The following is a 12,550-nucleotide window of genomic DNA, read 5'->3' as shown; positions in this document are numbered from 1 at the left end:
AGCGATGGCGCGCCTCGATCTCCCACTTGAAGACAGGCTCGTCTCCTACGAACTCAGCGGCCGGCCGGTTCCGTTCCAGAAGCGCGACGCAGCGGCCTTCCCGCGGGTTGCCTTCGCCGCGGCGCATGTGGTCGCCGATCCTCTGGCCGACAACGACCCTTGGCTGATGCCGGCAATCGATTGGGAGCGCACGCTCGCCTTTCGCCATCGTCTCTGGGATCTCGGGCTCGGAGTCGCAGAAGCCATGGACACGGCCCAGCGCGGCATGGGCCTTGGCTGGCCGGAGGCGCGCGAGCTCATCCGCCGGGCGCTTGCCGAAGCGCGCGGCCGGCCGGGCGCGCTGATTGCCTGCGGTGCGGGCACGGACCATCTGGCACCCGGCCCGGATGTCACCATCGACGACGTCATCAAGGCCTATGAAAGCCAGATCGAGGCCATCGAGGCGGAGGGCGGCCGCATCATCCTGATGGCGAGCCGGGCGCTGACTGCCGCGGCAAGGAGCCCGGACGACTATGTCCGCGTATACGACCGCATCCTCTCGCAGGTGAAGGAGCCGGTGATCATCCATTGGCTCGGCGAAATGTTCGATCCGGCGCTCGAAGGCTATTGGGGTGGCGCCGATCATATGGAGGCGATGAGAACCTGTCTTCAAGTGATCGAGGCCCATGCCGTGAAGGTCGACGGCATCAAGATCTCGCTTCTCTCGAAGGAGAAGGAAATCGTCATGCGGCGGCAGTTGCCGCAGGGCGTGCGCATGTATACCGGCGACGATTTCAACTATGCGGAGCTTATCGCCGGCGACGAGCAGGGGCATTCGGACGCGTTGCTCGGCATCTTCGACGCGATCGCGCCGGTCGCTTCCGCATCGTTGCAGGCGCTCGGCGAAGGGCGGAACGGCGCGTTCTTCAAACTGCTCGAGCCGACGGTGCCGTTGTCGCGACATATCTTCAAGGCGCCGACACGCTTCTACAAGACGGGCGTCGTCTTCCTCGCCTATCTCAACGGCCTGCAGGACCACTTCGTGATGATCGGCGGCCAGCAGAGCGCCCGCTCGCTCGCGCATCTTTCCGAACTCTTCCGGCTCGCGGACAAGGCGGGCGTGCTTGCGGATCCGGAGCTTGCGATTTCGCGCATGCGGCGCGTGCTCGCCGTCCATGGCGTCGAGTAAGGCGCGGTCATGGGCGACGCTCCTCGCATCAGCCTCATCGAGGCGGCGCTTTTCGAGCGCCCGGTCGATTTCCGTTTTCCGTTCCGCTTCGGGTCGGCGCGTGTCGAGTGCGCGCCCCAGGCCTTCGTGCGGGTGCGGATCGCCGATGAGCAGGGCCGCTCCGCCGCAGGCTGGGCGGCCGAGATGATGATGCCGAAATGGTTCGACAAGAATCCGGCCCTTTCGCCGGACGACAATGTCGACCAGCTTCGCGCCTCGCTGCGGCTTGCGGTCGAAGGGCTCAAATCCTTGCCGGCAAACACCGCTTTCGGCCTACATGCGACAGCCGAGGCGGACCACCATTGGGCGGCGGCAAGGCATGGCCTCCCCCCCCTTGTCGCTTCCTATGGACTGGCGCTCGTCGATCGCGCCGTCATTGACGCGCTTTGCCGGCTGAAGGGGGTGAGCGCGGCGAAAGCAGTTGCTGCCAACCTCCTTGGGATCACCGCTGCCACCGCGCCCGACCTCGCGGGCTTCGATCTTGTGCGCTTCCTCTCGCAGCTCGCGCCTGTGCCGACGCTTTCCGTACGCCATACGATCGGCCTTGCCGACGTGCTGCGGGCGGCCGAGCTCGATCAAGAGCAGCGGCGCGATGACGGCCTGCCGCAGGCGCTGGACGAGGTGATTGCCGCCTATGGACACCGCCACTTCAAGATCAAAGTTTCGGGCAGTCCGGATGCGGATGTGGAACGGCTGGCTTCCATCGCCTGGCTGCTCGGCGCCCGGCTTGACGCCTATCAGGCCACGCTCGATGGAAACGAGCAGTTCGAGAGTGCAGACGCGGTTGCGGATTTTCTCGACCGGGTCGACAGGGATCCGCGCCTGAAGAGGCTGCGTGGTTCCATCCAGTTCTTCGAACAGCCGATCGCACGCAATGCCGCGCTCTCAACCTCGGTTGCGGCGCTCGCCGAGCGCATCCCGCTCGAGATCGACGAGTCCGACGGGGACGTGGGCGCATTTCCGCGCGCCCGTGAGCTCGGTTATGCCGGCATTTCTTCGAAATCCTGCAAAGGTTTCTACCGTTCGCTGATCAATCGTGCCCGCATCGAGAAGTGGAATGCGGAGGAAGGCACCGCCCGCTACTTCATGTCCGCCGAGGACCTGACGACGCAAGCCGGGACCGGCCTGCAGCAGGACCTCGTGCTCGCGGCCCTCGTCGGCGCCGGCCATGTCGAGCGCAACGGCCATCATTATGTGGATGGCATGGCGGGCGCGCCTTTGGATGAGCAGGCCGCCTATCTCGCTGCGCATGGCGATCTTTACGAAAACGCGCGCGGCCGCGCCCGGCTTGCGATCCGGGCGGGCGAGGTCCGCTTCGTCAGCGCCCTTGGCGCGATCGGCCTTGGTTCCTTCGTCGAGCCGGACTGGTCGGCAATGGTTAGAAGCTCATGAGAAGGGGGAGGAGAGGAAATGCACGTCGAGGGCCTTTCCATCAATCTGGCGACCGTGCGCGCGCAATGCGGCTTCGCCGAAGCCGTCGAAATATGCCTGAAGCATGGGATCACGGCGATCGCGCCCTGGCGCGACCAAGTGGCCGCAACCGGCCTCGAGGAAGCCGCGCGCATCGTGAGTGCCAACGGCCTCAAGCTCACGGGCCTCTGCCGCGGGGGCTTCTTCCCAGCAGTCGAGGCGGCGGGCAGGGAAAAGGCGCTCGACGACAACAGGCGTGCCATCGACGAGGCGGCGACGCTCGGCGCGGATTGCCTCGTGCTCGTCGTCGGCGGCTTGCCCGGTGCATCGAAGGACATTGATGGCGCCCGCCGGATGGTCGAGGAGGGGATCGCCGCCCTCTTGCCACATGCGCGCGCAGCGGGCGTGCCCCTGGCGATCGAGCCGCTGCATCCGATGTATGCCGCCGACAGGGCCTGCGTGAACACGCTTCGCCAGGCGCTCGACATGTGCGAGGCGCTCGGCCCCGGTGTCGGCGTGGCGATCGATGTCTATCACGTCTGGTGGGATCCCGATCTCGCCAATCAGATCGCCCGGGCCGGCGCGATGAAGGCGATCTTCGCGCACCACATCTGCGACTGGCTGGCGCCGACGAGGGACATGCTGACGGATCGCGGCATGATGGGCGACGGCGTCATCGATCTCAAGGGCATCCGGCACCGGATCGAGGCGGCAGGCTTCCATGGGGCGCAAGAGGTGGAGATCTTCTCGGCCGAGAACTGGTGGAAGCGTCCGGCCGACGAGGTGATCACCACATGCGTCGAACGCTATCGAAGCTGCTGTTGAAATTTCGCGCGCCCGCGTCGGTTACGCATTGCATCACCCAGTCGCGGCTCTACTTCGGACAGAATTGCGTGAGGAAAGATGGACAACAAACGTCGTTTTGCACTGGTCGGAACCGGCAATCGTGGCACCACGATGTGGGGAAGGGAGCTTCTCGCCGGATGGCGCGGTTTCGTCGACCTCGTCGCCATAGCCGATACCAATCCCCTGCGCGCTGAGCGCGCGCGCACCATGATCGCGAGCAACGCGCCGATCTATGGCGATGTCGACGCGATGCTTGCCGAGGCGCAGCCGGACCTGGTGATCGTCTGCACCCCGGATGACACCCATGACGAGATCGTCGTCAAGGCGCTCGAATCCGGCGCCGACGTCATCACCGAGAAACCGATGGCCACGACGGTGGACAAGATCCGCCGCATTCTCGACGCCGAGAAACGCACCGGCCGGCGCGTCGACGTCTCCTTCAACTACCGCTTCGCGCCGACCGCGGCGCGCATCAAGCAACTGCTCGACGCCGGCGAGATCGGCCGCGTCACCTCCGTCGATTTTCACTGGTATCTCGACACGGAGCATGGTGCCGATTATTTCCGCCGTTGGCATGCCTACGCAGAGCGTTCCGGCAGTCTCTTCGTGCACAAGGCAACGCACCATTTCGATCTCCTGAACTGGTATCTCGACAGCGAGCCTGACACGGTCTCCGCCTTCGCCGACCTGCAGATGTACGGGCGCAAGGGGCCGTTCCGTGGCCCCCGCTGCAAGCTCTGTCCGCACAAGCAAGACTGTGATTTTTTCCTCGACCTCGCCGCCGATCCCTTCCTCGACGCGCTCTACGAGCAGCCTTCCGCGATCGACGGCTATTTCCGCGACGGCTGCGTCTTCCGCGAAAATATCGACATCCCCGACACGATGGTCGCCAATCTTCGCTATCGCAACGACGTCCACGTCTCCTATTCGCTCAACACCTTCCAGCCGATCGAAGGACACCATATCGCCTTCAACGGCACCAAGGGCCGGATCGAACTGCGCCAGTACGAAGACCAGCCCTGGGAGACGCCGCCCGAAGACGTCATCCTGCTGATACGCAATTTCGCGAAGGGCGGTCCGGCGTTCGAGCGCATCACGGTGCCGCACTCGCCCGGCGGCCATTACGGCGGCGACGACCGGTTGCGGAACATGATCTTAAAGCCCGGCATGACCGACCCGCTCGGCCAGAGGGCGGGAGCGCGGGCCGGAGCGCTCTCCGTTCTATGCGGCATCGCGGCGCTTGAGAGCGCCCGCAGCGGCAAGCTCGTGCGGCTTCCCGAACTGATGCCGGAGCTTTTCGAGGGGGAGGTGCGGCCGTTCGCTCACACCGAAGCGCCAGCCACCATTGGCGGGCGCCGCTGACATTTGCATGCCGGTGGTCCGGCGGTTTCCTGTCAAGTGATGCAAGTGGGTATTTGCCGGTGAGGAACTTCCCTGGCGACCGTCGAAACACGTCGGCCAATCGTGTCGCCGTCGATGCGCTTGATAGCTGTTTGCTGATCGCAAAAGCGGACGAGCAGGGGGCGCGGTATTGCGAGAGAAGGTACGGCTTGCAAGGAGGTCGAAGTGTTCCCCAACCACCGTATCGGCCCGAACAACGAAACCGGCTTTCGGAAATGAGCAGATTCAAAGAGTGACAGCGACCTTCGCGCGCCACGCGGCGCTGTAAAATTCGATTGTTTAACGGTAGGGAGTCCCTGCCGATAAGCCGAGCTTGATGCGCACGATTTTCGCGGTTGAAGCACTTGCTCGATGCGAGCGCTTTCTCCTGAAAAAAGGTCGGCGGTCACGACGCCATCTCAATTTCTGCGACTGTTTCGCTTATGCTTGTGCCAATGCGCTTGGCGTAGCCTTGCTCTACAACTGGGAACGATTTCGCCCATACGGGCCTCGCATAGCCGAAAGTCGGGCGACAACGGAGAGATCCGATGCAGATGAAACGTAGAACCATCGTCGTTGGCGGCGGGGCACTCCTTGCCGGGGCTGCGACCGCCTTTGTCGCCCGCGGTCGCGGCGGCGAACCGATATCGCGGCGAAGCTTCGACTGGAAGGCGTCCGACTTTCGCGCAGGCGGTTCGGCGGCGGTGCCGGCCGATCTGCCGGAGCCGATCTTTCGGGCCAAACCGCAATGCGTCGTGACGTCCGCTCAGACGCTCGGCCCCTGCCGCACAAGCGATGTGCCGGTCCGCAAGGACGTGACCGAGGGCGTCGCGGGGCTGCCGACCCGCATCAGTCTGCGCCTGGTTGAGGCGGAAAGCTGCGAGCCCATCCACGGCGCCGACGTCGAGATCTGGCACACGAGTGCCGATGGCGTCTACTCCGGAGAGGCGGCGTCGATATGCAATCGGGAGGATGCGGACGCCAGAAGCGCGAGCTTCCTCAGGGGACGCCAGATCAGCGACGAGAACGGCGTCGTCAGCTTCCTGACAGTCTATCCCGGCTGGTATCCCGGTCGCGCCGTCCACGTTCACCTGCGCATACTGGTGGAGGATCGGGAACTGCTCGTCAGCCAGCTTCTCTTCGACGATGCGCTGAGCGATCTCGTTTATGAGGGACATCCGGATTATGCCGGCCGACCGCAACGCAGCACAATGAACGGGGGGGATAGCGTCTTCTCCTCTGGCGAGGCGGCGCAGTTCATATTCGACTTCGAAAAGCTTGATCCAGGCGTGCTGCAGGCGAGCTATACGATCGGGCTCGTGCGGTCTTAGGGCACACACACACGTGTTGGCGAGCCTTCGCAAGCTGCCCCGGCTCTTGGCGCTCAGAACTTGCGCCGCCAGATTTCCTGCGCCGCGTAGACCTCGGCCAAGCCGCGCTGGGCGTCACGGTTGCCGGTCGCAGCGACTGCTTCAAAAATTTGCTTCGCTGCGGCGAAGCGCTTGAGCTTCATATAGGCATAGCCGCGCAGAACCATTAGGTCGGTCCGCTCGGAGGCGATCTCGCGCAGTTTGTCGAGGAACAGCAGTGTTTCCCGGTAGCGGCCGAGATGCCGCCGCGGCGACGGCAGCTCTGTTGGTGAGGCCGACGCGCAAACAGGCAAGGCTTTGACCATAGGCTGCGTCCTCGCGCAGGCGAGAAACCAGAATGTCCATGGCGCAAAGAGTTCAGTGATTGGTGTAGCAGGCCTCGACCTTCAGATCGGTGCCGCCAGCCAACGACGTCAGGAGAGCCGGCAGTACCGTTGCGAATTGATGGGTGATCTCGACGCGGGAGAAGCCGGCGGCCAGCCCATGGCAAGCGGCGTCATGGTCGAGCTGGAGCGACGCGGGATCGATCGTCACGAACCAGCCCGCCGCGGTCTCCTTGGCGAAGGCTTTCACCTCTGGGGCGCTGTAGACGCCGTCCGCTTCGCATTCCAATTGTGGAACGCCCATGCAGCGCGCCGTTGCGATCGCCACGTCATGCAGTGCGTGCGTGGTCCAGAACAATCGGCAGAACTCTATCGTTCCGAACAGCATCAGCAGAAACACCGGCAAGACCAGGGCAAATTCCACCGCACCGGCGCCGGACCGCGCTCGCCATAGCTTCCGGAATTCTCGTAGGAAATATGTCATTTTGCCCGTATGACCGCGCTGGCGTCGATGGAATCGCCCTTGACGATGCCAAGGCTGGAGAACAGCGGTGTGTAAGCCTGCTTCACCGTAACAACGACGAACTTGCCGGCCTTTCCGCCACTCGGGCAAGCGGAGGCGCATGTCCGCGCCGAGCCCCATACGAGCGATGCCGCCGAACCGCTTGGGCAATAGCAGGCGTCGCCGCGGCCAGGCATTCCACGGATTGAGATCTTTGTGCCGTTGTAATCTGCACTGGCGCCGTTGTTGACCACAATGGAAGCGTGTTTGTTGCCGCCCGCGTCCTCGCTTGCAATCATCACGGCCAGCTTTTCCGCGAGATCGCTGCTGTTCTTGGCATCAACCATGTCAGCCTGGACCAGGGCGTAGCTCGCGCTGTTCGAGACCGCGGCCTCCAATCGAAAGCGGGAAAAGACCAGCATGGCCAGATCGAGACCGCCCGCCAGGATGACGGCGAAAATCGGCGTGACCAGAGCGAACTCGATCGCCGCGTTGCCCCTTCGGCCCGAATGATGGGTGCGCAGGCGGCCAAATGTGCTGCGGATTCTTGTTTTGCCGGAGCGGATAAAATTCATTGTATCAACTTCACCTTGCCCTGGGCCGTCGACAGCGCGCATTCCGACATGGCTTGCGAACCGCCGGAGAGCGAAATGCTCGCGCCAATCAGTTGCAGGCAATTTCCCGCATCCTCGATCCGGCCGCCGCCTCCGAAGTCGATGAGTCCGTGCGGGAAGTAAAACGCCCCGGAAATCTTCCCGCGGCCGCCAGAGGTGATTTCCGCCCCCGATGTGTTTTTGGAGGATTGCGGACCGATGACGGCCAGGTTCGCATAGGATCCGCTCTGCGGCGCGGCGATGGTGATCGCGTTGCCGCCGGTCAGGCAGAACGCCTTTTCGCGGCATTCCCAGTCCGATGGCGTTTCCTCCCCCGAGATGACGATCGTGACATTCTGTCCGGAAACGGCAACGGTATCGCTGCAACTGGCCCCGCCGGTATTGACGGAGAAATATCCGTCCACGGTGTAGATGCCGTCACCCAGCCTCGCGCCGCCGGCGAGATTGACGTTTCCCGCGATGTCGTGCTGTGCCGCTGCAGGGATGGTGAGGCAGCTGCCGCCGCCGCCGCCGTTCAAGTCGCCATTTACGCGGAAGACTCCCGGGCCGGAGTTCGCATCCGCCATGTAGGTCGTCGAACCGCCGCCGACGCCGATCGCATTGTCGCCGCTGGATCTCCCGATGATGTAGCTGTTGGAGTTGCCGGCGCCGAGCTTCAGGGTAGCGCCATCGCCCGTAAAGAAACCTGCATCCAGCACGAAGGTGCTGGGTCCGCCGATGGTAAGCTTTCCGCCGCTGCACAGGCTGTAGCGGGCACCTCCGCAGGAGCTGGCATCGTCTTCGCCGACCATGCCGATGTGGAACGTACCGGCTCCGAATGTCAGGTCAGTGCCGATGATTCCCTTCTCGACGCTGAAGACACCGTCTCCAAACTCGAGCTTCGTGCCGAAATCATTCTGGATCTTCCCCGAAAAGGTATAGACGGTGTTCTTGCTCCCGGCGGTATTGAACTTCACCTGGACGTTGCCATGGACCAGCAGTGAGCCGATGCTGATCTCGGAGCCCGCGCAGATAATATCCCATTTAACCGTCCAATACTCATTGAAGCTCGCCGGATCGTAACTGCAGCCCACGGATTCGATTGCGGCAGCAGTCGCTTTCGGGGATGTATCGCCGCCAAACTCTATATCGTGCCCCTTTTTCACCGAGACCATGTGCGGCCATGCGGCCTTGCGAATGACCGCGAAGCGTTCGACAAGTTCGGCCACCCCGGAATGGCCGTCGAGAGGATCGCTGGTGTAGGCTTGCGTTACCGGCGCGTCGCTGCCGTCGGCCTGGACGATGTTGCTTGACCACGGGCAGGACTCTGAGGAACCGGAATAATAGGTCGCGCTCTTGGCGGTGATCTTGGTGCCGCAAGGCGCGACAAGGTCGCTGTTCGATGCCACATAGCACTGGCTCGCACCGACCTGCACGCCGCCCGAGAGGGTCACACCCGATCCGGATTTGTCCAAAGCAATGATGCAACCGTTTTCAGTCGAACCTATCGAAGCATAGGCTTGCGCTGCAATATCGAGCTTGGGGTCGACGCCGAGAACCGGCGCCAAAAAAAGCGTGTTCGTAGTGGTGACCGTGACATGTATGGCCTGAGCGCCCGCGTCCTTTGGAGATGTCGTTATCGAGACGGAAACGTCGTCGGCATCGACTCCGTTGAGCGCAGACACCTGAAGGGCCGCTTTACGCACTCGCGTTTCCGACTTCGTTTCGCTGTGGGCAAGGGCGCCTGCGTAAGATGCAAGATCGGCCGTACGCTGGTTTCGGTCCCGTATGAGCAGCCCGTAGCCGTATTCGACGGAAAGGGCGGTGAAGCCGATCACGATCGGGAGGCATATGGCCGCCATGATTCCGATAGCGCCGCGCCGGTCGTGGCGCAGCAATCTTACGGAGCGCAATGGAACTCTCATATCCGGTTTCCCCATGTCGACTGGGCTCTCGCAATGTCGATATCGGTCAATCAGAGGCGAGCCATTTGATGTACGTGCCCATCGGATCGCCTGCGCCAGGCAATCCGCAATGAGAATTAACAAAGCATTGCCTTTTTCGAAGGTGGGGCTCTTCGCTGCGGTTGGCGGATAGGGCTGCGCAAAAGAGATAAGATGCTGCCCAAAACGTGGTCAGTCGCGGCTTCCCAGCCACACCGGAGCTATAAGTTTCCGTTTACCCCAAGTTGTCGGGCTGGCGAAACGTCGGCGCCTGTAGTACTCGCGTTCTGGCCGAATCCAACGGGCAGGAATCGAGAATGACCGCCGACCGCCTCCGCTTTGTCCTCTTCCTCAACGGTGTGTTCATCCTCGCTATGGCCTTTGCGATGCTTGTACCGGCTATCGTCGATTTCGGCGCCGGCAACAGCCGTGACGGGATGACCTTTGCGAGCGGCGCCGTCGTCAGTGCGGGTATCGGTCTGCTGCTCGTGGCGGCTTTCAACCAGGGGGACGTCGACCCGAAGGACAGCCGCACGGGGCTCCTGGTCACGGTCAGTGCCTGGCTCTCGGCGTGTCTGATCGGCGCTATTCCGCTCTACAACTCGCATCTCGGCATCAGTTGGACGGATGCGGTCTTCGAAGCGGCATCCGCCCTTACGACGACCGGCTCCACTGTTCTCTTCGGGCTCGATCAGATGCCGCCCGGCCTGTTGCTGTGGCGCTCGCTGCTGCAATGGCTCGGCGGCATCGGCATCATCGTCATGGCGCTGAGCGTGCTTCCGGCTCTCCGGGTCGGCGGTATGCAGCTCTTCCGGGCCGAATCCTCAGATGTCTCAGAGAAACCCTTTCCGAAGGTGAGGCAGATCGCCCGCAATATCCTGATTGTCTATCTGTCGCTCACCCTGCTCTGTGCGATCGCTTTCGACGTCGCCGGCATGACGACCTTCGACGCGGTTAATCATGCGCTGACGACGATTGCGACCGGCGGCATGTCGACCAAGGACGCGTCGATCGGCTATTACGGCTCACTGCCGATCGAACTCGTGGCGATCATCTTTATGATGATGGGGGCTCTGCCGCTTGCATTCTATGCAGTGTTCCTCGTGAACCGCGGCAAGCGCAGTACGATCGAGGGCCAGATCAAGGCGTTTCTCCTCATCGTTACGGCGATGACGCTTGCCTGCACCGCCTGGAACATTGCCCAGGGTATGTCGCCGCCGACCGCCTTGCGGCTGTCCGCCTTCAACGTTACGTCCGTCATCACGAGCACAGGCTACGTCACGGCCGACTTTTCCAACTGGGGAAGTTTTGCGATGGGGCTATTCTTCCTGCTCTATTTCATCGGCGGTTGTGCAGGCTCGACGGCAGGCGGCATCAAGATTTTCCGGTGGCAGATCCTGTTTGCCGGATCGGGAAGAGTGTTAAGGCAGATGCTCTTTCCAAACTCACTGGTGCCCGTGCGATTCCAGGGAAGATCCGTCGATGACGTTGCGATCGGCAACGTCCGCAACTTCTTTTTCCTCTACCTCGTAACGACGCTGATCCTCTCGCTCCTGGTCATGGCGACTGGCCTCGATTTTCTCTCTTCCCTTTCGTCGGTGGCGCAGGGCATGGGAAATACCGGACCCGGCCTCGGTCCCCTTGTCGGGCCCGCTACCAACTTCGCGGCCATACCCGACGCGGCCAAGTGGCTGATCGCGATCTCGATGATCGTCGGTCGATTGGAACTCGTGACGTTCCTCGTCGTGCTTCAGCCGTGGTTCTGGCGGCGCTGACCGCGCCTGGCTTCAAACAAAAGGTGGAGCTGCGCACCGATGCCGGGCTCGTCTGCGGAGCCTTTCCTAGCATCGAGATGCGCAACTCCTTCCGGCGACGGTCACGCGGTACTCCGACCGCGCCGGACTTTGCCTCGGGTCCTGCCGAAGGGCGCGGACCGAGGCGATCGTGATCAGGCGGGTTCAGGAACCACGCGCTTCGATCCGGCGAGAAGGCGATCGAAATAGCCGATCGTCTGCAACAGTCCGCCCGAAAGGTCCATTTTCGGCCGCCAGCCGAACTCCTGCATGGCAAGCGAGATGTCCGGGCGCTGTTGGCGAGGCGTGTCGGTCGCCTGCGGACGCAGGATGAGGTTCGATCGTGCGCCGGTGAGCTCGATCACCTGCTCTGCCACGTCGCCGATCGAAAACTCCATCGGATTGCAGAGATCGATCGGGACCGGCAGCGACGCCGGCGATGCCATGATGCGGGCGAAGCCATCGATCAGGTCATCGGCGAAAGAGAAGGAGCGGGTCTTGGAGGCGTCCCCATAGATCGTGATGTCCTTCCCTCTCAGGGCCTTGAGTACGAAGTTCGACACGATGCGGCTTTCGTCCGCGCGCATCCGGGGCCCGTAAGCGTTGAAGATGCGGACAAGGCGAACGTCTACCTCGTAGAGCCTGTGAAAATCGGAGAACAGTGCTTCCGCGCAGCGTTTACCCTCTTCGTATGAGGAGTGTCGCCCGAGGAAAGCGGCGTCGCTCCAATCACCTTCCGTACGAGCATGGAGTTGCGAATCGTCGTGAGTGTCGGCGGCCGAAACCTGGAGGATGCGCGCGCCCCGGCGAGCCGCCAGTTCCAGCAGGTTCAGAGAGCCTGTCACATAGGTTTGCATCGCCCGGATCGGGTCGGCCTGATAGTGTGGCGGCGAGGCCGGGCGAGCGAGATGATAGATTTCGTCGACGTCGACGTCGACGTCGATCGGTTCGGCGATGTCCTGGGCTATGACGTCGAAACCGTCGAAGCCCAGGAGCGGTGAAATATTGCGCTCCAGCCCCGTCGAGAAATCGTCGACGCAATAAACCTGATGGCCGGCCTTGAGGAGGCGCTCACAAAGATGCGAGCCAAGAAACCCGGCGCCACCGGCGACCATAATGCTTTTGTTATCGCGCGAAGAAGATCTTTTGCGGCCGGAAGACGGTTTAAAATAACGCGCATGAA

10 protein-coding genes and 1 pseudogene are annotated in these 12,550 nt (G+C 62.6%); 6 read left to right on the top strand and 5 right to left on the bottom strand.

What is annotated here, in order from left to right; all coding sequences use genetic code 11:
- Nucleotides 1–4 precede the first annotated feature (4 nt).
- The 5 genes from SJ05684_RS25370 (at nucleotide 5) to SJ05684_RS25350 (ending at nucleotide 6,174) form a co-directional block, all read left to right on the top strand.
- The gene (locus tag SJ05684_RS25370) at nucleotides 5–1,168 is read left to right on the top strand and encodes a dihydrodipicolinate synthase family protein (RefSeq protein WP_034856704.1); all 1,164 of its coding nucleotides are present in this window, start codon (nucleotides 5–7) and stop codon (nucleotides 1,166–1,168) included.
- 9 nt (nucleotides 1,169–1,177) lie between these two features.
- Entirely contained in the window at nucleotides 1,178–2,599 is a 1,422-nt protein-coding gene (locus SJ05684_RS25365; protein ID WP_034856702.1) for an enolase C-terminal domain-like protein, read from the top strand.
- Between the two features lie 18 nt (nucleotides 2,600–2,617).
- A complete protein-coding gene (locus SJ05684_RS25360) occupies nucleotides 2,618–3,442 on the top strand; it encodes a sugar phosphate isomerase/epimerase family protein (protein ID WP_034856701.1) in 825 nt (274 codons plus the stop codon).
- A gap of 78 nt (nucleotides 3,443–3,520) precedes the next feature.
- Nucleotides 3,521–4,825 (top strand): Gfo/Idh/MocA family protein, encoded by a 1,305-nt coding sequence (locus SJ05684_RS25355; RefSeq protein WP_034856699.1) that lies wholly within the window; start codon nucleotides 3,521–3,523, stop codon nucleotides 4,823–4,825.
- Nucleotides 4,826–5,391: 566 nt separating this feature from the next.
- The gene (locus SJ05684_RS25350) at nucleotides 5,392–6,174 is read left to right on the top strand and encodes an intradiol ring-cleavage dioxygenase (RefSeq protein ID WP_085939110.1); all 783 of its coding nucleotides are present in this window, start codon (nucleotides 5,392–5,394) and stop codon (nucleotides 6,172–6,174) included.
- A 53-nt stretch (nucleotides 6,175–6,227) separates the two neighbouring features.
- Here SJ05684_RS25350 and SJ05684_RS25345 read toward each other — a convergent pair.
- From SJ05684_RS25345 to SJ05684_RS25330, 4 genes and pseudogenes are all read right to left on the bottom strand, one after another.
- Nucleotides 6,228–6,543: pseudogene (locus tag SJ05684_RS25345) on the bottom strand (cellulose synthase); the annotation flags it as partial.
- A 27-nt stretch (nucleotides 6,544–6,570) separates the two neighbouring features.
- Entirely contained in the window at nucleotides 6,571–6,960 is a 390-nt protein-coding gene (locus SJ05684_RS25340) for a TadE family protein (RefSeq protein ID WP_244426666.1), read from the bottom strand.
- A gap of 56 nt (nucleotides 6,961–7,016) precedes the next feature.
- The gene (locus tag SJ05684_RS25335) at nucleotides 7,017–7,613 is read right to left on the bottom strand and encodes a TadE/TadG family type IV pilus assembly protein (protein WP_050980086.1); all 597 of its coding nucleotides are present in this window, start codon (nucleotides 7,611–7,613) and stop codon (nucleotides 7,017–7,019) included.
- Nucleotides 7,610–9,556: a pilus assembly protein TadG-related protein gene (locus tag SJ05684_RS25330; protein WP_244426665.1), complete on the bottom strand. Its 1,947-nt coding sequence runs from the start codon at nucleotides 9,554–9,556 to the stop codon at nucleotides 7,610–7,612. Before SJ05684_RS25330 ends, SJ05684_RS25335 begins: the two co-directional genes overlap by 4 nt.
- Nucleotides 9,557–9,891: 335 nt before the next feature.
- On the opposite strand from SJ05684_RS25330, the gene SJ05684_RS25325 reads away from it, so the two are divergent.
- Complete coding sequence (locus SJ05684_RS25325; protein ID WP_034856693.1) at nucleotides 9,892–11,349, top strand: TrkH family potassium uptake protein; 1,458 nt, start codon at nucleotides 9,892–9,894, stop codon at nucleotides 11,347–11,349.
- A 173-nt stretch (nucleotides 11,350–11,522) separates the two neighbouring features.
- Here the strand turns inward: SJ05684_RS25325 and SJ05684_RS25315 are convergent, their stop codons facing one another.
- A complete protein-coding gene (locus SJ05684_RS25315; RefSeq protein WP_244426664.1) occupies nucleotides 11,523–12,482 on the bottom strand; it encodes an NAD-dependent epimerase/dehydratase family protein in 960 nt (319 codons plus the stop codon).
- Nucleotides 12,483–12,550: the final 68 nt, after the last annotated feature.

This window comes from Sinorhizobium sojae CCBAU 05684, assembly GCF_002288525.1.
Taxonomy (GTDB): domain Bacteria; phylum Pseudomonadota; class Alphaproteobacteria; order Rhizobiales; family Rhizobiaceae; genus Sinorhizobium; species Sinorhizobium sojae.
Note: the sequence above shows the minus strand (reverse complement) of the source record. Positions and strands in the feature narration are given on the sequence as shown.